We start from the raw sequence: 20,628 nt of genomic DNA, 5'->3' as shown, positions 1-20,628 counted from the left end.
CCCGAATCGGTCAGAGCATGCCGCGCAACCAGAGGACGACGGGCAAGGGGACAGCGATCAGGCATATGGTCGCAAACGTGATGCTCAGCCAATACAGGACGCTCCACCAGACCGCCTCGAATCGTCCCCGGTGCGGGTTGCGCACTGTCTCCATGGCGGCGCCGCTGAACACGGCGGCGATGGCGAGGAGAAGCCGGCATACGGCGGCGAGCATGAACGTGGAGAACAGTGCTGTGGTCATGTGATGTGATTATGCGCCCATCTTGTCGAGTTCACCGGCGACTGCGCGCAACAGGTCGGGCATCGACCAGTGGAGCGCGTCGGCGAACCGTTCGAGCGTATCCCACTTGGCGTGCTTGCTTCCCGTCTCGATCGAGCTTAGCCACCCGGGGGTCGTGCCCATCTCCAGGGCGACGTCCTTCAGTCGCAATCCCAGTCTCTTGCGTCGTTCGCGCAGGACGAGGCCGGTGGCTTGGCGCAGCGGGTCGGTCACCAATCCTCCTCCCGGCGCAGCACGCGCCCGTCGTCTTCGACCAGCCAGGCGCGCAATCCTCTGACGATGAGCGTGCATTCCATGGTCCTGCCACGGCGGGCGACGAGCGCGCGCAGTCGCCCGGAGGCGGGGTCGCGGCGGATGCGCAATGCCTCGACGTGCCATGCGCGCTCCAGGTCGGCGGGCATGCTCCCATAGGGGCGGCCGGTCGACCAGAGGACCAGGATCAGGACGAAGTCCACGAGCGAAAGGATGCCCGGGATACACGCCCCGGGCTCGTGGACGAGCCATACGGCCAACGGGACGAACATGATGGCGAGCATGGCGATCGTGCGAGGCATGGGCCATGGGCGGGTCAGTCGCGCCGCGTCCGACATGGGCGTCTTCGCTTCCGGGATCATGGCGTCCATGGGTTCGGAAGGCGTGGTTTCGCGCGTGGGTGGGGCGGGCGGCGTCTCGTGGAAGCGTGTGGTCTCCATGTCGTCCTCGAGGCGTGCCTGTAGTCGTTCGGTGTCGTTCAAGTGAGCTCCTTCAGGAATTCGTCCAAGCGGATTTCGATCATGCGAGTGGTCTCCCAACCCGTGACGTCCGTGTAACGGATGGTCAGCATGTCGGGCTCCCAGTAGGAGCAGGTGTCGCAGTATCCGTCATCGTGCGCGGGCTCGTATTCGTACCCGGTGACGGTCATGGGCATCGCCTCGTAATCGTCGGGATCCCGCTCCCATTGGCGGACGAGCCAACGGCACATGGCCTGCAGTAGTCGTGTCTGGAATCCCTCGCCGCTCATCGGAGTCCCTTTCGGCCCGGGCGGAGGGCGACGGTCATGCCCGCGGAGAATGCGAGCATCGCGGCCGCATCCGACTCCCATGTCCATGAGCCCGTCACGGCCGACCTGATCGCGACGATCAGCCAGCAGGCGCAGAGCACGCCGGACGAGACGCGCGGCCATCCTGGCCCGTCCTTCGACAGGACGAACGGGAACGCCAACGTCAGGAGTTCGATCAGTCGCGCCGGGTTCATGCGGTCTCCTCCGTTTCGAGGCGTCGTTCGAGTTCGACGGCGAATGCCAGCGCCTTCTCCCAGCCGGCCTGGTATCCGGTGAGGAACGCGGGTCCCTGTCCCGATGGGACGAGGCTGGGTTCGGATTGGAGGCGGTTGACGGCCATGGCCTGCACGTCGGGCCGGCCCGTGTCGTCGACGAGTATCAGGGTGTCAGGCATTGCGGCCTTCGATGCGTTTGACGCGCGCCTGTCCGGCTTCGGTCAGGCGGATGGCCTCCCTGCCGAGGAGCGTGCGCCACCAGACGGCGAGTCCGCCGTCGACGAGGCGGCGTGCGATGCCGCGCGTGTGGTCGTCGATCTCCGTGTAGCCGCCGCGGTGGAACGCGTTTTTCAATAGTTCGTCTCCGGGACTGTGCATGAGTGTTTCTCCTTGCGGTGATGGTGTTCGTCGGGTTCTGCGCGTTGACGCGGGGTATGTGCGGCCCGTGGTCCTATGCGTTGCCTTCCTCCGCCCGTATGCGTCCCCGCCGGGGGATGTTGGAGCCGTTGGAGTCGTGGATGATCATGCTGTCCGCATCCACTCCTTCGAGAGCCCGTTCCCGTTGTTCGAGCAGGATGCGCGCGTCATGCCAGTGGACGCGCCCGTGGTCGACGTCGAGGACGGGCATGCCCGTTACGTGTTTGGCGGATGCGCCGCGGATGCACGATGTGCCGTTGCGGTAAAAACGCCGGTAGTAGAGGGCGCATTCCAACGGGGTCCAGTCGGTGATGCCCAGTTGGCGGCGTTGATGCCTGGAGTCGTACATGCCGATCCTGCCTTTGACGGTCAGGGATTGGCCGAGGTGGATGCGCACGACGCGGTCCCCGGGCGTCTGGAGACGGTTGGCGAACAGCCAGATGTGCGTGTCGATGATCTCGGGCCGGTTCTCCAGTATGCCGTCGTCGCCTTTGGTCCATACGCGCGGGGAGAGCAGGCAGATGCGTGTGATCCGGGAGCCTTCGCACCGGAAGTCGACGACCTCGCCCTCCAGGCGGACCATGCGCGCGTTCCGTTCGACGAAGGAATTCGCGTTCAGCAGGCCGCTGCGCGTCTTGGAACGCTTGCGTTTCGTCCACGCCTCGTACAGGCGCAGGTTGCCGGCCTGCAGGAGGATCGCGTCCGTTTCGTCCGCGACCGCGTATGGGAGTCCGGGCAGTGTGATTTGTTCGTCCGCGTCCAGCACGGGGCTCGCCTTGTGCCCGTCGGGCATGAGGCTCATCGTCAGCCTGGGCTCCCCGTCCACGAGGGACGGCGTTTGGAGGCGCGACGGGTCGGGAAGCAATGGGTTGAACGCCATCAGTCGGCCCGCCATTCGACGTGCGTGGCGGACAGGTCGAGCCGGTCCAATGCCTCCTGGTCGATGTCGAGCAGCGGGCTGTGGTCGTCGGACTCGAGGTCCATGCCGCAGGTCAGCCAGCGCGAATGGCATGCGGAGGAGCGTTCGAGCACGGTGCCGGCGTCGACGGTATCCCGTGTGTCATCGTCCCGCCACGTGCCGTCGGCCTGTTTGGTCCAGCCCTCGTAGGTGAAGCACTTGTCCTCCAGGATGCGTTGGGCGGCGATCCTCATGCCGGGGTCGAGCAGCGTCAGGCGGATGATGGCGCCTCCGTCGCCTGTGGCCTCCACTCCGGGCGTGCACGCGGCCCGATGGAGCCACCATGCGCGCATGGTCTTCAACAGCGGTTCCAGGATTTCGCGGACGCGGGGCATGGTCTGGCGCAGGGGCATGTCGCAGGTCGTGTCGCGGAACATGTACTTGTACCAGTCCAGGTGGAAGGTTTTTCCGTCGCCGAGGTGGATGTCGAGGTTCGGCTTCTCCATCTCCGCCCTTTGCTCGGGAGTGTCGGCGTCGCCCCACCAGTAGGCGCGCGTCTCCACCATCACCCCGCCGTCCGGGGAGCGCAGGACCATGCCCCGGTCCGTCGCCTCGATGTGGGCGTCCTCGGGCGCGTGCTCCACGCCGTCCACGAGTCGCCCGTAGCAGTCGACGCCCAGGAGGGTGAGCATGCCGCCGAGTTCGAGCATGTCCTTGCCGTAGCGCTGTGGTTCGTGGCGCATCGCTCACTCCCCCCTGCGGTGGCGGCGGGCCATGAGCCACGCCTCCACCGCCATGCGCCAGTCGGCGCCGTCATGTTCGCCGCCCTCGAGGCTCGCCGCCTCGATCCGCTCCGGCGCGCAGCGCACGAACAGGCCGTCCGCCTCGAACACCAGGCGCCCCAGCGGGTCGGCGCGCAGTTTGAAGTCGATGTCGGGATAGCATCCCGTGACCTCCATGGCGCGCATGACCGTCACCGCCGTGACCGGGCATTCCGCCGCGGACGCGGCGGCGAGGATGTCACTTGTCGACGGCATCCGGCGCCCCCTCCTCGCGTTCGGCGGTCTGCCCGGTCACGGCGAACGTGCCCAGGTCTGTTTCGTCGCGCAGGATCGCCAGGGCGTCGGCCTTCGCGTCCTGTTCGTCGTCGCCCGTCACGCTGACCGTGATGGACAGGCCACGCCGGTCCGGGTCGACGGCGAGAGCGCCCGCCCATGGGGCGAGCCGTTCGACGATGTCCTCCAACGTCTCGTCGTCGATCCTGTGGTCGAAGCGCAGGCTGGTGTCGACCTGCCAGCCGGGGTCGTGCACGAACATGTCGCACTGGGGGCAGGCCCAACCGCCCGTGGGGTGGTCCCAATCGTCGCGGACCATTGGCCCGCCGCATGCGGGGCAGTCGCGCGATTCCACGGGAGTGGCGTCCGCGGGTCGGGCGCGCAATGCTTCGATGACCCGGTTGACGAGCCGTTCCACGTCGATGACGCCAGACTGTTCCCCGTCGAGGAGGATGAGCGCGTGCCCGTCGACGGGGCGTGGCCGCAATGCCCGTAGGTCGGCGAGCCACCCGCCGGGGAGGATGGCCGTGTCCATGAGCGTCCGGACTGCGCGGCGGCGCGCGTCCTCGACTCGCATCCACTCCTGTTCGCGGTTGGTTTTCCACCGGCTGGCGGCGCGTTCGATGCGTTTGCGGCCGATGACCTCGGGGCCTATCCCGTGCGAGCGGAAGATGTCGACGATCTTCTCGCCCGCCGCGCGCCGTCGCCGGAATTCCTCCTGGAATTGGGGCGTGTAGTAGATGCGCTCCCCGTCCGCGCCGCCCAGTCGGGCGACCGCGTCGGATGCGAGCACGCGTTCCTTGTCGAAGGACACTGCGGCCATGAGTCTTGCTCCTCTTATGTAGGGAATGCCGGTCCGAAGGGTTTCATGCGTCCGCGTGTTTGAGTTCGCCCATGACCGCGTCCTGCAGGCGGGCGCGGCCGGCGAGCACGTCCGTTTTCCTCGCGTCGATCGTGTCCGACTCCAGGAGCCGGTGGATTTGCACGGGCATCGACTGGCCCTGGCGTAGGAGGCGCGCGTTGGCCTGCATCCAATCCTCGAGGCTCCATGTCAGGGACAGCCAGACGATGATGTGCCCGCCCTTCTGTAGGTTCAGTCCGAACCGGGCGCTCGCGGGGTGCGTGGCCAGCAACGGTATCCCGCCTTGGTTCCATTGGTCGACGACGCCGGGTTCGCGCACGTCCCTCACTGCGGGGAAGCGTTCCTTGAGCCGGTCCATTTCGTCCCGGTATTGGTAGAACACGAGGATCGGCTGGCCTCCCGCCCTCTCGACGATCCGCTCCAGTTCGTCCATCTTCACGTCGTCCAGGCGGAGCGCGGGCCCGCTGGGGTGGCCGTCGGGCCCCGTGTCGGGGTAGAGGAGGCCGGCGGTGAGTTGGCTGAGCTTGTTGGTGGCGACGGCCATGTTGGCGGCGGTCACCTCCTGGCCTTTCAGGTAGGCGACCAGTTCCTCTCGTAGCTGCTCGTAGTGGATGCGCGTGCGCTTGGGCATGTCGAGCCAATGGTCGATGACGGTCTTCTCGGGCAGGCCGGGCAGTTTGTCCTTGGCGAGCATGGTCAGGCAGAACGGTTCGATGGCGTGCATGATCTGCCCGTAGGCTTCGTCCTTGGCCGTCCATTCGATGACCTGGTGCTGCGCGTTCATCCTGGTGGCGGTGAACCAGCGCGACCGGTATTGGGTGATCGTCCTTCCCAACGCCGCGCCCCCGTCCAATAGGTGGCATTGGGCCCACAAATCCATGAGGCCTTTGGCGGCGGGGGTGCCGGTCAGTCCGAGCGTCCATCGCAGGTCCTTGCGCCGGCGTTTGAGGATGCGGAAGCGTTTCGACCCCGGGTCCTTGAAACCGGTGAGCTCGTCGATGACGATCCCCGTCCATGGCCAGTCGCGCATGTTCCTGTCGAGCCAGGCGATGTTCTCCTGGTTGATGATGGTGACCGTCGCGTTCCGGTCGAGGGCTTCGCGCCGTTTCCTAGGGTTGCTGGATTGCGTGCAGGCGACCGCCCAGTCCAGGTCGTGCATGGAGGAGAATTTTTCGAGCTCGTCCGGCCACGTGTGCAGGGCGACCGTCTTCGGCGCGACGATCAGGAAACGCGCCCCGGGATACTGGGCGTGCAGGACGTCGAGGATTGCGATCGTCGTCAACGTCTTGCCAAGTCCCATGTCCAGGAACAGGCCGGCGCCACCATGCCGGCGGAACGCGTCAAGGGCGAAACGGACCGCCTGGGCCTGGTACGGGTGAAGAGTGATGTTGCCGGACATGCCGGCATGCATGCGTCAGAGACAGAACGCGGGCGCGACGGCGTACCGGTAGGTCGTGTAGTTGCTGCCGTCGCGAGGGTCTCCGTTGGATCCGACCAGGGACGCTTGGTTGGCTTCGAACCAGTCCATGGTTCGCGTCCATGCGCGTTCGTCGAACGAGCCCGCCGGCTTGGCTCCGGATGACGTCGCCCACATTCCGTCTATGACCGTGTTGGCTTTGTGTGTCACGCCTTTTATCTCAAAGAATTCGTACTGGCGCCCCTCCGATAGCATCGCAGGGATGCCTAGAGGCTTGCTCGCTTCCGTTGGAAAAGGTCCGCCGAGTTCGACCGTCGATGCCAGCCATAGCTTATCCGCCGTCGCGGAGGGCATGGCCCCTTCTCTGTTCCCTTTCGTGTTGTTTGTCATCTTGACGACCGGCTCCACCGTCGTCTTCAACGAATCGGGCATTGAATTCCAGATCTCGCCGGAATTCAATGACGTGCGAAGCCCGGTGTCGCGCCATCCGCCTCGGGAGGCCTTCGACTGGGAGCACTGGAACAGATAGTCGTTATAGTCCGCATCAGGAAGGGCGCCATTCATGCAATATGCCGCAGGCAGTGAATTGACCGTCTGGAACGTCAATCCCGCCTTGCCCGTGCCGTCGGCCTTGTCGTCGTGGAGGATGCCGATCAGCCGCACGGGCATGTCGACGATCTGTCCCTTGTCGGCGATGGCGGTGCTCGCGACCTTGAGCGTGCCGCGTGTGTCCGCGTCCATCGCGGCCTTCATCTCGTTGTAGAAACGGGAGTTCTGCCCGTTGGCGTTCAGATCCTCGGCGATGGTCTTCAATCCCTTGGCGGAGTATCCCGCGTAGCAGAAGGCCGAGCTTCCGCACGATTCAGGCTCCGCCGCGGAGGCCGTCGCACAGTTCAATCCCGCCGCCAGCAACAACACTGTCGAGACGACGGCGACTCCCATCTTCAGTCGTTTAGTGATCGTCGCGGGGGGGGGTGATGGTTTTCGGGTTGCTCATACCCCTCCCCTATGCGGTCTCACTGTTCGGCGAGTTTCTTCTCCAACGCTTTCGCGAGGTCGTTGCCGGCGGTCGTGAGGTTCCAGTATTCGCCGTCGATGGTGATGGTGGGCGAGCTGAACCCGTCCTGTCCGGGCGCCCAGAGTTCCTTGCGTCGGAGGGTGAGCCGGTTGACGGCATCGAGCCATTGGTCGTATTCGTCGCCATCCCCGTCCAACAGTCTTTCGTCGACGCCCGCCCTGGCGGCCTGTTCTCTCAGTTGTCTGTCGGTGACGGTCTGGTATCCGGCGCCTTCGGACGGCTGGAAGTCCTTCGCATACAAGCGTTCCATGAGCGTCAAAAGGTGTGCGGAGTCGGGGTCCTTGTCGCTGACCTGGAGGATGAGGCGGGCGGCGCGCGTGGAGTATTTGTCCTTGGTGCCCCATGAGGCCATGTCGCCGAAGCTGAGGAAATGCAGGTCCAGGTCGATCCGCCCCTCCCGCATGAGTTGGATGAGCGTGGGGTCGAGTCCGCGGCTCACCTCGCCGCAGCCCGGGCACAGGAAGTCCATGTACACGGCCACGGTGCGGGCGCCTTCGGTGGGTTTGCCGTATCCGTCGCGGCCGATGAGGATGCCGCCTAGGTCATCCGCATGTTTCGGCCGGACCCTCACGTCGGACAAATCTATCGGCGCGGGATCGGACGGTTCGCCCGTGGGCTCGTTGGCGTGCCGCCAGAGGGAGGGTCCCGTGAGAAGCGTGACGAGGGTGACGATGATGGCGACGATGGTCCATCCCGGGTGGATGGGATTGGCGTCCTTCGGTTTGAGGTTCATGCCGTCCGGTCATGCGTCCATTCGGCGATTGCGTATGAGACGATGATGTCCCCGCAGGAGATCGCCTTCAATAATTCCGCCACCGCGCAGACCCCGCGGGCGATCTCCCGTTCGTCCGGCTCGTGGTCGGGTTTGCTTAATATGGCGACGGCTTTGCCTTTGACGATGTTGTTGGTGAGCGCGCGGTCTAGTCTCTGGTCGAAGTCCATGTAGCCCATCATGGCATCCGATTGTCGGGAGAATGGCCGTCGGATACACGAATGGCGTATCCTGCATCCAGTCCCGCTCGCCTATAATGGCTGACACTGACTGGTGTTTTTTGAGGTCCGAGACCTTGTGCCTCTGAGATCTACCAGAGGCCGGGAGAGCACTCCCGGCCTCATTTCATCGGACGTATCCCTTGCGCCTGTTCTTCTCCATGCATTCGCGCATGCCCCGCTCCAATTCGGTCTCGTCGAGCCCGTAGGCCTCGGCCATGTTGACGAGCACCGCGACGACATCGCAGTATTCGCCGACCAATAGGCGGCGGTTGTCCTCGCCGTTGGTCGTTCCGTCTGGTTGTGTGGTCCAGTTCTTGGCGGCGGCGACAAGTTCCGCCGCCTCCTCGGCGAGTTTGTCGGCGAGCCACTCCCGGTCCTCGGGTTTGAGCCTACCGAACGGGTCCACATTGGGCAGATGCTTGTTCGCCATGGTCACTCGTTTTCTTTGAGGAGGTTGTCAAGGATGTCGCCGGCTTCGCGGGTCATGTCGTCGACCTGCTGCGATTGGAGTTCGCGCATGCGCCCGTCGGGGTTCGTGCGGGCGAGGCCGCGCATGATGCGTCCGAGCTCGCCGAGGGTCCGCCACGCTGCCCCCTCCCCCACTTGGCGTGATTCCAGGAGGCCTTTCTCTTCGAAGCCGAGGCGGACGGTGGGCCTGTGGTTGAGGCGGGCGGCCTCGCCGGCCTCGTAGGCGATCCTTGCGAGTCGTTGGGCGTCGGAGTATTGGCTGCACATGCTAGTCTCGGTTTCCTTTCCGTTGCCTGCGGTTATTGGCTCCGGCCTGGTAGGCCTGGCGCATGATGCGCGCCCGCCGTTCGTCCTGGCTCATGGGCAGGGCCTTGCCTTCCAGTCCGGCTTGGTAGGCCTTGCCGGCGAGTTGTCGCTCATAGGCGGTGATGAATGTGAGTCCGTGCGTGTCTTCGCTCATGCCTGTCCTTCCTTCGAATCCTGTTCGCGTAACAGCCGGTAGAAGCCGACCCACCTGGGGTCGCCGTGGTACAGGCGTGGTCCGCATTCCTGCAGGCTGCCGATGGGCTCGTCCAACGGGAGGAGCCCGTCCCAGAGCATGTCGCGCATGGTCAGGCGCCGCCAATACGGGCCGACCAATCCGTCCGGCAGGTGCTCGAACAACCGCATCCAGAATGCGGGCGCATCCTCATCACGGGATTGTTCGGCGTCCCATCGCCATGCGGTGGCGAGCGTGAAGTCCATGGTCACGGGGTCGCGGGCTTCGAACCAGCCGTCGTCGACGACGGGCGCGGGCATGTTCAATGCCGCGATGGCCGACGCCCATTCGGGATTGATGCGAGACTCCGACCCATACAAGTGCCTGGCGTGGCCGACGATCGCCTCGCGTGACGCCTCGTCCAACCGCGCCGCGTTCAGTCTGATGACTTCGGCCACATCGTCGCTGGCGCCGGTGTTCCGGCCCATCGCATACCTGGCCGCGCTCACGCATAAATGCCGGACGGTCGGGCCGTCCAATCGGACTCGCGTCGAATACGTCCACGCACCCATAGGTTGGCTCCCTTCGCATATATCCAAGCTCCATCGTCGCGTATGCGTCCGCGCATCGTGCCGGCGAACGCGGGACACGAGAGGCCCGTATAGGCGGACGCTTCCGACGAATAGCCTGTGGATAACGGACAGATTAGATACCGTTGAAACCTAGGAGGAGGGCCGACCGGCTTTCGTGTCGCCGTCGAGCTGTGTCGCAGGAAAGGATGCGGGGGGGGGTGCGTGATGTCGAGGATCTGATCCAGGAGGCGGAGAGTCTTCTTGATGGTGACGATGTGAGGGCCTATGACATTGAGCGGGCGCACGCGTTGGCCTTGCTTGCGATCGCAAAACAGCGAATACCGGGGGCGACGGCTCCCGGCGAAGGATCGTTCACCGTGTCGCGTGCCGCGCATTGCCGTGGCGTCGCCCTGTTCATGCGCACCCATGCGCCCGCCCTCGGCCTGGACGCGGACGAAGCCGCGTTGTGCGGATGGCTGCATGATTTCGGCTACATGTCCGGGGACAACCGCACCCATGCGCGGATGTGCGGCGAGCTCTTGCGGCGACAGGGGGTATGCTCATTGGCGCGAGGTCCGCGACCATGGGGCGCCCGAAGGTCTCGTCACTCCGATGGGCGTGCTCCTGAACATCGCCGACATGAGCGTCGACTCGCAGGGCGATGAGGTCGGGTTCCGACGGCGCCTCGATGACGTGGCCGGCCGATACGGAAAGGACTCGGACCAGTGGAGGGAATGCGCGCGCATGGTCCGGCTATTGAAGGAAACACCGGAGTGGAGGACGATCGCCGGTCAGCGTTCGACCGGCCTGTACCCGTGATAATGCATGAGGTGCCGGTCCCATTCGACGCGCGGCCATTTGCTGAGCAACAGGACGGTGACGATCTGGCTCCACCTGTAGGACTCGTCCTCGAACAGCGCGCGTTCGCCGTCCCATTCGAAGCGGAGGCCTTCGTCGGTCTCGTACCGGCCCGGCTCGGGCGTCCGCAGTCCTTCGTAGCACATGCTGTCCTTGCCTAGGGTGAGCAGGCCGAACATGCCCATGGCGGTCACCGTCGCGGATTGGCTGCCCGGCGTATGCTCGTCACACACATACAGGTTCCTGTCCCCTGCCTGGATGAGGTCACCCGGTCGAAGATCATCTGGGTCGATATGCTGCAGCGTCTGATATCGCATGAGTCCACGCTATGCGGCGACGTTAAAGGCAGAAGGCAGGCGAGACGCCGCGGCGGTAGGTCGAACTGCATCTGTAGCTGGGGTCGCCGTTAGAGTCGACTAGCAGAAAAGCGCCGGAGAATTCGGGATAGAGCGAACGCTCCCACGTACCTATGTCGCCGGCTCCGGCGGGCCGGCTCCCAGACAGAGAGACCTTCAGCGTGTTCAGGATTGTGTTGCCCGAATAGTTGTTGGTGACGCGGCCGTTGTAGAACTCGTATTGGGAGCCTTCCTGGGACAGGGCCTGGAATCCATCCTTGCCCTTCCATCCGTCGTATGGGGTCTCCACGTATTCCCGGTAGGAGACGAGCCATAGGCTGTCCCCGCTGCCGGTGGCGACGGCCCGCTTGTAATGCCCGGTGTTGTTCGTCGGTTTGACGACCGGCTCCACATTGTCCCGAAGGTCGGCGGGCATGCTCTCCCAGATCTCGCCGCCGTTCATGTTTCTCCGCAGATCGCTGTCGCGCCAGCCGCCCGTGGCCGTGCTCGAGCCGGAGCAGTATGCCCGGGAGTCATCGTCCGGCATGTCGCCGTTCATGCAATACGCCCTCGGCAGGCTGTTGACGGTCTGGAACGTCAGGCCCGCCTTGCCCGTCCCGTCCGTCTTGTCGTCGTGGAGGATGCCGATCAATCGGACCGGCATGTTCACCTGTTTGCCGTTGTCGGCGACGGCGGTGCTCGCGACCTTGAGCGTGCCCTTCGTGTCCGCATCCATCGCGGCCTTCATCCGGGCGTAGTATTGCGAGTTCTCGCCGTTGACGCTCAAATCCTCGGCGATCGTCTTCAATCCCTTCGTCGAGTATCCCGCGTAGCAGAAGCCGGAGTCCCCGCCGCACTCTTCGGGCGTGGCCGCGTAGGCCGTCGCACAGTTCAATCCCGACGCCAGCAACAACGTCGTCGCGACGGCGGCGAGCCCGGTCTTCAGATACCTAAACGCAATGGGGGGGGGTGATGTTTTTCCAGCTGTTCATGCCCCTCCCTATGCGCGAATCAGTCGTACCGGTCGGATGCGAGCGCGAGGACGAGGGTTGTGAGCAGGCTGGCCATGCCGAGGATGCCCGCGGCCATGGCCGCCGTGTCCCACGCGTCCAATGGGTGAGTGGACGCGGCGAGGGCGAGCATGAGGAGGAAGAGGGCGATGCCGAGGATCAGGCCCCATGGTCTGAATCTGTCGCCGTCGCCCACCCAAAGGGCTGCGAGCCTGCGCGCGTTCACCGCGTCTCCCCCGTGTCTTCCGCGCGCCGAGAGAGCTCGTCGAGCAGTCGTTGGATGCGTTCGCGGATCTGGCCGGCGTTCATGGACGACAAGTCGTCCGAATCCGATTCGATGTCGCCCAATGATGGCTTCGAGTCGTCATTCGTACCGTTTTCCCCGTCCTCGTCGCCGTCGAGCCGGATGGTGCCGTCCCGGGCGATGGTGGCGCGGTAGAGGACGGTCTGGGCTTTGCCGATGCTCGCGGTCCATGTGCCGTCCTTGGCGGGCGTGACTTCGAAGACCTTCAGGCCGGTGGCCTTGTAGCCTTCCAGGATGTCGCCGGTGATGCTTTGGGCGACCGCGCTGTTCGCCTGCCGTGGCGTGGAGTATTTGCCGACGGTCAGCGCGTTGAGTCCGCCGGCTTTCACGGTGGGCGTGCTGGCGCCGGTGGCGAGGGCGACGATGCTGTTGGACGAGCCGGGCATGGTCAAAGGGGTCACGTACTCGCCTTTGCCGCCGGTCGTGGCGAGGGTGATCTCGCTGCGGTTGGCTCCGTTGGGATCGTCCTCGTCGCCCATGGTGGTCCTCCATCCCGCCCGGTCGAACACCATGTCCCACCATGATCCCGTGGAGCGCAAAGCCTGCCGTTGGCGGGCCATGAGGCTCATCGGATACGAGGGGCCGGGCACCTTCGGATCGTCCGTCACCGTCAGCTCGCCGCTCCTGCCGTCGTAGACGGCGGTGCCGCCGTACGCCTTGTGCGGGTAGGGGAAGCCCACCGTTTTTGTCAACGGGACGACGATCCTTGGCGTGTCCCCGTCGCAGATGGCGTATGCGTCGTCCTTGTCCCACGTGACGGTGAGCCCGGTGCGGCGTGCGATCAGCGCGTCGAGGCTGTTGTTCGGCCAGATGCCCGACAGCTTCCTATCCGCCTTGTCATTGAACTTGCAGAAGGAGACGTCCTTCGCGCTGACCGCTCCCTTCAACGGAATGCGCATGACCTGGACCGCCTCGTAGCCCGTGGCGAAGCCGCGCCGCTCCACGCTCGCCGTCCACACGCCCTCCGTCGCGAGATAGGTCTTCGGCTCCCTCTGGTTGCCGGTGGTGGCGCCCAGGTTCCTGGAGCTGACCTGGTCGGCCACATCCCACGGGGCGCGCTCCTCGAAAGACAACGAGCCGGCGTCCCCCTCCACTCTGACGCTTTTGAGATACGCCCTGTCGGTCACATAGGAGGCGGCCGCGGTGGACCCGAGGGCGACGACGAAGGCGATGCCTGCGCACGCGATGGCGGGCACGATCGAACACCACTCGTCAGCCGCGTACAGGCCCGCGCCGATGATGACGAGCGCGAATATCAGCCACCAGTGGGAGTAGGCGAGCGTGACGAGCGCGTGCGCGACAGGGCCGAGCCACCACCAACACAACGCCCCCAGTATGAGGACCGTCAGGACGACGGCGATGACGATCCTCGGAAAATGTTTTCCCGAAGCCATGCGGTCAGCTCCTTTCGTCCACCCGGTAGTCGGGATGATGCAGGCAGTAATGGAGGATGCCGTTGAGCCACGCGTAGGCGCCCGTCCATGAGCCCCATCCGTTGGGAGCATCGTAGGCGGTGAGCGCCCGCCAGTCCGCGTTCCCGATCTGTTTGAGGGCCCGTTCTATCCGTTCGGCGCACTCCCTGGCGGAAAGCCCGTCGAGGTCGTGGATGGGGTTGACGTGGTACTTGGAGAAGAATTTGCTCAGGTTGTACGTGTAGTTGAAATAGGCTCCGGGGCATTCGCCGAGGTGCCCATGGCACGCGCCCTCCCAGTCCAGCTCCTCCCGGAGCCATCCGTGCTCGTCGCGCTCGCAATTGTCGTATCCACGGGGCGTGATGTACAGGTCGTAGCTCATCGGCGGGCCTCCAGTTCCCTTGTCAGGTGTTCGGCCGTGAGGGCGAGCTGCTTGAGATCGTTGACGGTCAGGAAGATGGTGCTCCAGTCATCGTCCTCGTCCAACCGGATGCTGACGGACGCGGTCTTGTCATTCTCTCCAAGTCTGAGCGAGACCTGTCCCATGCAGTCGTCCACATGCCATTCGTCCAGATCGATCATGCTACGGCCTCCCCGCGCGCCCTCAGATGACGCAGCGCGTCCACGGCCTCCGGGATCGGCCGCCCCTGCCTGAGACAGGTCCAGAAGCCGCTGGCGCCCGCCCAGTCGACGAGGATCAGCTGGTCCAACAGTCCGGCGACGCCCGGCACCGGGGCCGGGTAGATGGGCGCGGTCGGCGCCAACGGCTCCCGTTGCGCGTGGGCGCGCTCCAGGTACCAGATGGCTTTGTCCAGGTCCTCCAACGGGCGGCCCTTCAAACGGTGCCGCCAGATGTATTTGATCGCGTTGCCCACGCAGAACGAGTAGCGGCCGGATAGTTCGATGCATTCGAAGGGTCCGGCCTCGTAGTGCGCGGGATGGTTCACATTGTCGGTCATCGGTTCCTCTCCTTCTCCCCCGCCCATGGGGCGAGGGCCGTGAGCAATGTGGCGAGGGTCGCGTCGTGGATGCCGGGCGACTTCGATTCGCGGCTGCCCGCCACATTCACTCGGCAATCCCCGGGGACGGTCGAGTGTCCGAGGAACCGGGCTACGCCCTCCAGATCCTCGGGATGCGTGACGAGCGTGGGCTTGCCCAGCAGTCGGGCCTGTTCGATGGCGAGCAGGCTGCCCCTCGTGGGACGGCTGGGGTCGGGCACGAGCACGAGAAGCATGTCGGCGAGCGCCACGTTCATGCGGGTCCTGGCCGGGTATCCGGCCACGGGGCTCTCCCTCAGCCGGGGATACCGGTGTTTCAGGTCGGCCCGGTCCTCGCACAGCCATCCGTGCGGCGCCCACCCCTCATACGGGAGGTCGAGGCGGAGGGCCGCGTCCAGCGCGGCCCTATCAACGCCCGATTGGCCGCCGGATATGATGACCGGTCTCATCCGAACACCCTCAAAGTGAGCTGGCCGAGGCCCATGTCGGTGCCGAACGCGAACAGCATGAGCAGAATGACGAACACGAGGCCCGCCAGGCTCCAGCCGGCCCATTGGCGGACGGTGGGGGTGACGGTCTTCCCGAGCTCGCCCATCACCTGCCTGACGTACAGGCCGATCGTAAGGAACGGGTTCTTCATGCGATCCTTCTTTCCATGAGACGGTTGGACTCCATGCGCGTCCGGATTTCCCGGGCTTCGCGCATGGTTCGGCGGATGATGATGCTGAGGTTGATGCGCGCCGCGCGGCGGCGCATGCTCCTGGTGAGGTCCATGACGGGTTTCCCTTCCACTGGATGTTTTCCTTTGGACTGGAAACCCGTATGCGTCCGGATCACTCCACCTGCGGGTGCGGGGTCGCGAGGAACGGCACATGCTGCGCGACCCACGGGCACGCCCACCGCCAGGAGAGGAACATGAGCGCCGCCAGCAGGAGGAAGAGCATGAGCGTGCGCCCCACGGCCCGGATGCGGGGACGTGCCGGGAACGGGGTCGGCTGGACACGCCACAGGAGGGTGAGCGGACTCCATGAGGCGGGCGCCGCCCTCAGGTTTTTCCACCATGCCTTACGCGTGGGGATCCAGACCATGACGGAGAGGATCAGCCAGATGGCGAGCAGGCCGAGGCCCATGACGCCGGTGACGGGCAGCCCCACCCGGCGGCCCACCGTCTCCACGACACGTTTGACGTGCTCGCCGGGCGTGCGGTGTTCGGAGGCGAGGCTGGCTGGCATGCCATCCTCCTTGGGGATCCAGCCCGCGTACTGGCCATGGACGATGTAGCGTTGGGGCGGATCCTGGACGACGAAGACCGGCCAGCAGGTCGTCAGGGTGACGCCCCTCTCCACGCCCGCAGCCTGGGGGGCGATGACCTCGACGGCCGTCTTGTCGACGATCCTGCTCGATGTGACGTGGTAGACGATCCACATGTCGCCGGTCTCGATGATGATGTCGTCGCCGGGCTGCAAACGGTTGATCCTGCCGAAGTCGTCCAAAGTGGCGTGCCCGGCCAGCGCCATGTTGCCCTTGCCTCCGGGCATGGCGGTGCCCTTGTAGTGTCCGACGCCCAGGTTGTTGAGCACGTCGAGCCCCGTGCCTTCCTGGATGGGCTTCCTGTAGTCGACGCCGAGGCGGGGCAGTCGCAGGTAGGCGAACAGGTCCCCGTTCGACGGCTCCCCCATCGCCCGGGGCAGGGGCTCCTCGCGCAATGGGGCGGTCTTGTCGTGGGTGACGGTTTCGAATTCGGTTTTCTGCGCGCGTTCGATCTGTCGGCTGACGGTCGCCGTGTCGAGGCCCGCCCCCCAGTACTGCCATGCGACCTGGTAGCCCGTGAACACGCAGGCGAGCAGGCACAGGCCGGACACGAGGTCGACGATCAGCGTGCCCACGCTCCGTCGCACGGCCCTGTGGCGTGGCCTGGACGGCTCCATGCGCATACCCCTTCTTTCCCCGTTCACTGCTGCTCCACCGCCCCGTAGTCGGCCGCGTTCCCGTCGCCATCATCCTGGGTGCCGTCGGCGCCGCCCCGGCCCGCGTCCTGCCGATCCTCCCCCTGGAGGCGGGCGACCGCGTCCTGCGCCTGCCGGCTGGTGAACCCGTTCTGTTCGAGGGCGTCCGCGAGCTGGCTCCAGGTCAATGAGCCGGCCGCCTGCAGGCGGCGTCCGGCCTCGGTGGCGTTCGCGGTCCAGTCGACGGGAAGTCCGTCGACGGTGCTTTGGGCGAGGTCCTGCGGGTATCCGGCCTGGACGAGCCGTTCCGCGACCTGGGTGGCGGACAATGGTCCGTTGGTGGAGATGATCCGCCGCGCTTCCTCCTGTGCGAGCTGCGTCTGCTGCTCCTGGAGGGCCTGCTGGCGGTCCTGTTCGGATTTCGCCTTCCGCTCCTCCTCGAGCCGCTTCTCCTCGCGCGTCTTCGCCTCGTCCTCGGCCTTGCCGGTCTTCGGCTCCTCCGTCTTCGATTCCGTCGTCCCTGTCGTGGCCGTCCCATGCGCGATGGGGGCCGGGTCGTGCGGGTGCGGGAGGAGTCCCGTGGCCGACAGGACGAGCATGAGCGCGCATGCGAGTCCGACCGTGATGAAATGGGACGCCCACACGTCCACGCGCCGCCACCACGGCTTCATGGTCAACGGCAGGTGAGGCATGGGCGTGGGCGTGGCGGGACGGCGCTGATTCAACTGGGCGGCCATGAGCATGCCCGTCTGCGGATCGTCCGCCTCGAGGGTCCACGGACTGCGCTCGCATTCCCTCGCGTTCCTCGGCGCCTTGGGCGTGGTCCCGTCGGGCAGGAGGGGCGTCAGGAGCAGCCAGTGCTCCTGTCCGTCGTCGCCGTCCATGTCGAGGATGCGCGCGTCCACGAGGCTTGCCAAGGGGATGGCGGTCAGGTCGTTGCGGTGCAGGCGGCCCATGAACGGGGGGCGGCGGATGACCGCGGTGTCCCCGTCGACGAGCAGGCGGCCGCCGCTCGTGTCCAGGCGTTCGGGCGGCACGGTGACCGGGGTGAGGATGCTGGTGGCCTGCGTGTCCATGTGGTCCAAGGGGAATCAGCCTCGTTCCTTCAAAATCTTGTCGGATGGTCTCATGGGGGCTATGCGCGCCCCCGGAACGCAAAGGAGGGTGCGGCCCATTGGCGGACCGCACCCTCCTTTACGCTTAGTTCTTGCCGTCGAGCATGCCCGCGACCCGGCCGACGAGGTCGCGGATGGAGTCGACCGCGTCCAACGCCTGCCGGCGCCGGTCCTCGGCCTGGGCGACGCGTTTGTCGCATTCCTCGCCGACCTGCCGTTCGTGCTCCGCGCACTTCCGGTCGGATTCCATGGCGCGCTCCTTCGCCATGTCGGTGATGTTCCGGGCGGTCTCCTTCGCGCTGGCGAGCATCTGGTCGACCTGGGTCTTCGCGTCCGCCCGGTCCTTCTCCATCTGTTCGGCGGCCGCCCTGGCGTTCTCGGCGCTTTCCTTGGCGAGACTGTCAGCCTTCGCCTGCGCCTCGCCGACGATGGACTGGGCGCGTCGGGTCGCCTCGTCGACGATCGCCCTGCCCTTCTCCTTGCAGTCGTTCATCAGCGCCTGGGCGCTGGCGCCGAGGCTTTCCAACGGATTGTTGGCCTGGTGGCGGAGCCGTTCGTTCTCCGCGGTGAGGGTCGCGACCTGCTGCTCGAGCTTGGAGACGGCGATCTGCTGGCTGCGCGCCGCGTCCGTCAGGTCGTCGATCCGGCGGGCGGAGGCCATGTTCTGCCGTTGCAGGAAGGCGATGGCCTTGTCCACGTCCTCCGTCTTGTAGCCGCCGCCGAACGTGGTGCGGGGCAGGTCCAATGGGGCGGGCCGCATGTCGCCGCCCATGCGGATGAGCTGCGTGCTGTCGTCGCTTGCCACGGTGCGCGGCAGGCCGGTGATCGGATCGGTCATTGTTCTTTCTCCTTGGGTTTTCGTGGGGGTCAAAGCGAGTATTGGACGCTGATCCTGCCCGTCAGGTTCGTGTCCAGTTCGATGGTGACGGGCGCCGACGGGTCCGTGAGTTCGAACACGCGTGTGAGGGTGACGGTCGTGCCGGGCTGCACGCTGGGCATCCGGTCGTCCACCCATCCGTCGGGCTTCGACGGGTCGGCGGGGAGGATGCTCGCATTGTCGAGTTTCACGCCGTTCTGATAGGCCTCGGCCGTCATGCCGGCCTGCAGGCCTGTGTTGTCCTGCGTGATGTTCGTGTCCTCGTAGGTGAGCATCGCCAGCGTCTTGCCCTTGTGCTCGACCTGTTTCAGGGATGCGAATCTGATGTGCTCCCGCGGGGAGCCGATCCCCCAGTCCGCCTCCAGTTGGGAGCCCTCGGCGGGCGCGTACTCCTTCGCCGCGGGCTTCTCCTTGGAATCGGATTCCTTAGCGGCGTCCGCCGCCCCGCTGGCCTTGTCGGCGTGTTCCGTGGACCGTCCCACGTGGGCGGCGAGGTCGCGGACCGGCTGGAGCAGCGGGGCCGCGGGCGTGAGCAGGGCGGCCATGAGGGCGAGCATGCTCGTCGCGAGGGCGAGGGCGGACAGGACGATGGGCAGCCTGTCCCGCCTGGGCTTGGAGCGGCGTCCCCTGTGGCGTCCCGTTTCCACCGGGTTCTGGTCATCGGCCATGGGTCACCTGCCTTCGGCGTTCTCGAAGAGGAATCCGGCGTACTGGAACTGCTCGGTCTGGGCCTTGGCCTGGCGCAGGGTGTCGAGGCCGACGCCCGCGATGATCAGGATGGTCGTGCCGCCGAAGGGCAGCTGCGCGTTGAGGCCGAGCGCCATGATGAGCACGGTCGGAATCAATGCCACGAAGAGCAGGTAGACGGCGCCCACGGTGTTGAGGCGGTTCATCACGTAGCTCAGGTAGCGCGAGGTGGCGCTTCCGGCGCGGATGCCGGGGATGAAGCCGCCGTAGGACTTCATGTTGTCCGCGGTCTCGTCCGGGTTGAACGTGATCGACGTGTAGAAGAAGCAGAAGAACACGATCATCAGCGCGTAGAGCGCGATGTACCACACGGAGGTCGTGTTCGCCAGGTTCGCGTTGATCCACTGCACCCACGACTGGTCGGACTTGCCGAACTGGGCGACCAGGGTCGGGATGGCGAGGATGGACGAGGCGAAGATCGGCGGGATGACGCCGGACATGTTGATCTTCAGCGGCAGGTAGGTGGAGGAGCCGCCGTACATCTTGCGGCCGATCATGCGGCGCGTGTACTGCACCGGGATGCGGCGCTGCGACAGCTCGACGAAGTCGACGAAGATGAGGATCACGACGAGCACGGACACGACGATCGCGAACTTGGTCCAGTCGCCGTCGGTGCCGTTGGTGCCCCAGCCGATCTCCCACAATTGGGGCAGGAAGCCGGAGCAGATGGACATGAAGATAAGGACGGACATGCCCTGGCCCAGGCCCTTGTCGGTGATGAGCTCGGCCATCCACATGATCAGGCCGGTGCCGCCGGTCATGATGAGCACCATGACGACGAGGTTCCACACGGAGCCGTCGGGGATGACCTGGGAGCACTGGTAGTTGAACAGCGCGCCGGAGCGGGCGGTGACGAGGATCGTCGTGGACTGCAGCACCGCAAGGCCGATGGTGAGGTATCGGGTGTACTGCGTCAGCTTGGCCTCGCCGGACTGGCCCTCCTTGTGCAGCGCCTCGAAGCGCGGGATGACCACGCGCAGCAGCTGCGTGACGATGGAGGCGGTGATGTACGGCATGACGCCCAGCGCGAAGATCGACAGCTGGAGCATGGCGCCGCCGGAGAACAGGTTCACGAGTCCGACGAAGTTCTCCTGGTTGCCCGACAGGTTCGAGATGCACTGCTGGACGACCTTGTAGTCGACGCCCGGAGTGGGGATGAACGAGCCGATGCGATAGATGATGATGATGAACAGGACGAAGAGTATCTTCTTGCGCAATTCCTTCGTCTTCAGGGCCTGGATTAGCGTCCTCACC

At 65.6% G+C, this 20,628-nt stretch carries 36 protein-coding genes; 2 read left to right on the top strand and 34 right to left on the bottom strand.

Annotation, left to right across the window (positions count from 1 at the left end):
- Positions 1–10 precede the first annotated feature (10 nt).
- The 19 genes from AC1AUD_RS00750 to AC1AUD_RS00660 form a co-directional block, all read right to left on the bottom strand.
- Positions 11–241 carry a hypothetical protein gene (locus AC1AUD_RS00750; protein WP_476571158.1) on the bottom strand — a complete coding sequence of 77 codons (231 nt, stop codon included), beginning with the start codon at positions 239–241 and terminating at the stop codon, positions 11–13.
- Between the two features lie 9 nt (positions 242–250).
- Positions 251–493: a helix-turn-helix domain-containing protein gene (locus AC1AUD_RS00745; protein WP_476571156.1), complete on the bottom strand. Its 243-nt coding sequence runs from the start codon at positions 491–493 to the stop codon at positions 251–253.
- On the bottom strand, positions 490–1,014 hold the full coding sequence (locus tag AC1AUD_RS00740) for a hypothetical protein (protein ID WP_476571154.1): 525 nt from the start codon (positions 1,012–1,014) through the stop codon (positions 490–492). Before AC1AUD_RS00740 ends, AC1AUD_RS00745 begins: the two co-directional genes overlap by 4 nt.
- The gene (locus tag AC1AUD_RS00735) at positions 1,011–1,280 is read right to left on the bottom strand and encodes a hypothetical protein (RefSeq protein ID WP_476571152.1); all 270 of its coding nucleotides are present in this window, start codon (positions 1,278–1,280) and stop codon (positions 1,011–1,013) included. Before AC1AUD_RS00735 ends, AC1AUD_RS00740 begins: the two co-directional genes overlap by 4 nt.
- Entirely contained in the window at positions 1,277–1,513 is a 237-nt protein-coding gene (locus AC1AUD_RS00730; protein ID WP_476571150.1) for a hypothetical protein, read from the bottom strand. Before AC1AUD_RS00730 ends, AC1AUD_RS00735 begins: the two co-directional genes overlap by 4 nt.
- Positions 1,510–1,713 carry a hypothetical protein gene (locus tag AC1AUD_RS00725; protein WP_476571148.1) on the bottom strand — a complete coding sequence of 68 codons (204 nt, stop codon included), beginning with the start codon at positions 1,711–1,713 and terminating at the stop codon, positions 1,510–1,512. The genes AC1AUD_RS00730 and AC1AUD_RS00725 overlap by 4 nt, the downstream gene beginning before the upstream one ends.
- Complete coding sequence (locus AC1AUD_RS00720) at positions 1,706–1,912, bottom strand: hypothetical protein (RefSeq protein ID WP_476571146.1); 207 nt, start codon at positions 1,910–1,912, stop codon at positions 1,706–1,708. Before AC1AUD_RS00720 ends, AC1AUD_RS00725 begins: the two co-directional genes overlap by 8 nt.
- A gap of 73 nt (positions 1,913–1,985) precedes the next feature.
- The gene (locus AC1AUD_RS00715) at positions 1,986–2,846 is read right to left on the bottom strand and encodes a hypothetical protein (protein WP_476571144.1); all 861 of its coding nucleotides are present in this window, start codon (positions 2,844–2,846) and stop codon (positions 1,986–1,988) included.
- Complete coding sequence (locus AC1AUD_RS00710) at positions 2,831–3,592, bottom strand: hypothetical protein (RefSeq protein ID WP_476571142.1); 762 nt, start codon at positions 3,590–3,592, stop codon at positions 2,831–2,833. The genes AC1AUD_RS00715 and AC1AUD_RS00710 overlap by 16 nt, the downstream gene beginning before the upstream one ends.
- 3 nt (positions 3,593–3,595) lie before the next feature.
- Positions 3,596–3,886, bottom strand: coding sequence for a hypothetical protein (locus tag AC1AUD_RS00705; protein ID WP_476571140.1), 291 nt, complete (start codon positions 3,884–3,886; stop codon positions 3,596–3,598).
- Entirely contained in the window at positions 3,870–4,727 is an 858-nt protein-coding gene (locus tag AC1AUD_RS00700; protein ID WP_476571138.1) for a hypothetical protein, read from the bottom strand. The genes AC1AUD_RS00705 and AC1AUD_RS00700 overlap by 17 nt, the downstream gene beginning before the upstream one ends.
- Positions 4,728–4,770: 43 nt before the next feature.
- A complete protein-coding gene (locus AC1AUD_RS00695; RefSeq protein ID WP_476571136.1) occupies positions 4,771–6,165 on the bottom strand; it encodes a DEAD/DEAH box helicase in 1,395 nt (464 codons plus the stop codon).
- 15 nt (positions 6,166–6,180) lie between these two features.
- The gene (locus AC1AUD_RS00690) at positions 6,181–7,125 is read right to left on the bottom strand and encodes a DUF6273 domain-containing protein (RefSeq protein ID WP_476571134.1); all 945 of its coding nucleotides are present in this window, start codon (positions 7,123–7,125) and stop codon (positions 6,181–6,183) included.
- Between the two features lie 74 nt (positions 7,126–7,199).
- Positions 7,200–7,994 (bottom strand): DsbA family protein, encoded by a 795-nt coding sequence (locus tag AC1AUD_RS00685; protein WP_476571132.1) that lies wholly within the window; start codon positions 7,992–7,994, stop codon positions 7,200–7,202.
- A complete protein-coding gene (locus AC1AUD_RS00680) occupies positions 7,991–8,215 on the bottom strand; it encodes a hypothetical protein (protein ID WP_476571130.1) in 225 nt (74 codons plus the stop codon). Before AC1AUD_RS00680 ends, AC1AUD_RS00685 begins: the two co-directional genes overlap by 4 nt.
- A gap of 163 nt (positions 8,216–8,378) precedes the next feature.
- Positions 8,379–8,684, bottom strand: a complete 306-nt coding sequence (locus AC1AUD_RS00675) for a pyrophosphohydrolase domain-containing protein (protein WP_476571128.1) — start codon at positions 8,682–8,684, stop codon at positions 8,379–8,381.
- Between the two features lie 2 nt (positions 8,685–8,686).
- The gene (locus AC1AUD_RS00670) at positions 8,687–8,989 is read right to left on the bottom strand and encodes a hypothetical protein (protein ID WP_476571126.1); all 303 of its coding nucleotides are present in this window, start codon (positions 8,987–8,989) and stop codon (positions 8,687–8,689) included.
- A gap of 1 nt (position 8,990) precedes the next feature.
- Positions 8,991–9,182: a hypothetical protein gene (locus AC1AUD_RS00665; RefSeq protein WP_476571124.1), complete on the bottom strand. Its 192-nt coding sequence runs from the start codon at positions 9,180–9,182 to the stop codon at positions 8,991–8,993.
- Positions 9,179–9,709: a hypothetical protein gene (locus tag AC1AUD_RS00660; protein ID WP_476571122.1), complete on the bottom strand. Its 531-nt coding sequence runs from the start codon at positions 9,707–9,709 to the stop codon at positions 9,179–9,181. Before AC1AUD_RS00660 ends, AC1AUD_RS00665 begins: the two co-directional genes overlap by 4 nt.
- 269 nt (positions 9,710–9,978) lie before the next feature.
- On the opposite strand from AC1AUD_RS00660, the gene AC1AUD_RS00655 reads away from it, so the two are divergent.
- Positions 9,979–10,437, top strand: a complete 459-nt coding sequence (locus tag AC1AUD_RS00655; RefSeq protein ID WP_476571741.1) for an HD domain-containing protein — start codon at positions 9,979–9,981, stop codon at positions 10,435–10,437.
- On the top strand, positions 10,385–10,591 hold the full coding sequence (locus tag AC1AUD_RS00650) for a hypothetical protein (RefSeq protein ID WP_476571779.1): 207 nt from the start codon (positions 10,385–10,387) through the stop codon (positions 10,589–10,591). Before AC1AUD_RS00655 ends, AC1AUD_RS00650 begins: the two co-directional genes overlap by 53 nt.
- Here AC1AUD_RS00650 and AC1AUD_RS00645 read toward each other — a convergent pair.
- The 15 genes from AC1AUD_RS00645 to secY form a co-directional block, all read right to left on the bottom strand.
- Positions 10,564–10,947: a hypothetical protein gene (locus AC1AUD_RS00645; protein ID WP_476571120.1), complete on the bottom strand. Its 384-nt coding sequence runs from the start codon at positions 10,945–10,947 to the stop codon at positions 10,564–10,566. The genes AC1AUD_RS00650 and AC1AUD_RS00645 overlap by 28 nt on opposite strands.
- Positions 10,948–10,969: 22 nt before the next feature.
- Entirely contained in the window at positions 10,970–11,860 is an 891-nt protein-coding gene (locus AC1AUD_RS00640) for a hypothetical protein (RefSeq protein WP_476571118.1), read from the bottom strand.
- 116 nt (positions 11,861–11,976) lie between these two features.
- Positions 11,977–12,201: a hypothetical protein gene (locus AC1AUD_RS00635; RefSeq protein WP_476571116.1), complete on the bottom strand. Its 225-nt coding sequence runs from the start codon at positions 12,199–12,201 to the stop codon at positions 11,977–11,979.
- A complete protein-coding gene (locus AC1AUD_RS00630; protein WP_476571114.1) occupies positions 12,198–13,673 on the bottom strand; it encodes a hypothetical protein in 1,476 nt (491 codons plus the stop codon). The genes AC1AUD_RS00635 and AC1AUD_RS00630 overlap by 4 nt, the downstream gene beginning before the upstream one ends.
- Positions 13,674–13,677: 4 nt before the next feature.
- Positions 13,678–14,073, bottom strand: coding sequence for a hypothetical protein (locus AC1AUD_RS00625; RefSeq protein ID WP_476571112.1), 396 nt, complete (start codon positions 14,071–14,073; stop codon positions 13,678–13,680).
- Positions 14,070–14,273 (bottom strand): hypothetical protein, encoded by a 204-nt coding sequence (locus tag AC1AUD_RS00620; protein ID WP_476571110.1) that lies wholly within the window; start codon positions 14,271–14,273, stop codon positions 14,070–14,072. The genes AC1AUD_RS00625 and AC1AUD_RS00620 overlap by 4 nt, the downstream gene beginning before the upstream one ends.
- Positions 14,270–14,650: a DUF3310 domain-containing protein gene (locus tag AC1AUD_RS00615; protein ID WP_476571108.1), complete on the bottom strand. Its 381-nt coding sequence runs from the start codon at positions 14,648–14,650 to the stop codon at positions 14,270–14,272. The genes AC1AUD_RS00620 and AC1AUD_RS00615 overlap by 4 nt, the downstream gene beginning before the upstream one ends.
- A complete protein-coding gene (locus AC1AUD_RS00610; RefSeq protein ID WP_476571106.1) occupies positions 14,647–15,138 on the bottom strand; it encodes a YpsA SLOG family protein in 492 nt (163 codons plus the stop codon). The genes AC1AUD_RS00615 and AC1AUD_RS00610 overlap by 4 nt, the downstream gene beginning before the upstream one ends.
- On the bottom strand, positions 15,135–15,329 hold the full coding sequence (secE, locus tag AC1AUD_RS00605; RefSeq protein ID WP_476571104.1) for a preprotein translocase subunit SecE: 195 nt from the start codon (positions 15,327–15,329) through the stop codon (positions 15,135–15,137). The genes AC1AUD_RS00610 and secE overlap by 4 nt, the downstream gene beginning before the upstream one ends.
- Entirely contained in the window at positions 15,326–15,463 is a 138-nt protein-coding gene (locus AC1AUD_RS00600) for a hypothetical protein (RefSeq protein ID WP_476571102.1), read from the bottom strand. Before AC1AUD_RS00600 ends, secE begins: the two co-directional genes overlap by 4 nt.
- 59 nt (positions 15,464–15,522) lie before the next feature.
- A complete protein-coding gene (locus AC1AUD_RS00595) occupies positions 15,523–16,617 on the bottom strand; it encodes a sortase (protein WP_476571100.1) in 1,095 nt (364 codons plus the stop codon).
- Positions 16,618–16,640: 23 nt separating this feature from the next.
- Entirely contained in the window at positions 16,641–17,711 is a 1,071-nt protein-coding gene (locus tag AC1AUD_RS00590; protein WP_476571098.1) for a hypothetical protein, read from the bottom strand.
- 124 nt (positions 17,712–17,835) lie between these two features.
- Positions 17,836–18,588: a hypothetical protein gene (locus AC1AUD_RS00585; protein ID WP_476571096.1), complete on the bottom strand. Its 753-nt coding sequence runs from the start codon at positions 18,586–18,588 to the stop codon at positions 17,836–17,838.
- A 29-nt stretch (positions 18,589–18,617) separates the two neighbouring features.
- Complete coding sequence (locus AC1AUD_RS00580) at positions 18,618–19,295, bottom strand: DUF5067 domain-containing protein (RefSeq protein WP_476571094.1); 678 nt, start codon at positions 19,293–19,295, stop codon at positions 18,618–18,620.
- Positions 19,296–19,298: 3 nt separating this feature from the next.
- On the bottom strand, positions 19,299–20,627 hold the full coding sequence (gene secY, locus AC1AUD_RS00575; protein WP_476571092.1) for a preprotein translocase subunit SecY: 1,329 nt from the start codon (positions 20,625–20,627) through the stop codon (positions 19,299–19,301).
- Between the last annotated feature and the right edge of the window lies 1 nt (position 20,628).

The organism is Bifidobacterium sp. LH_730 (genome assembly GCF_056355835.1).
This window is presented reverse-complemented; position numbering and strand designations above follow the sequence as displayed.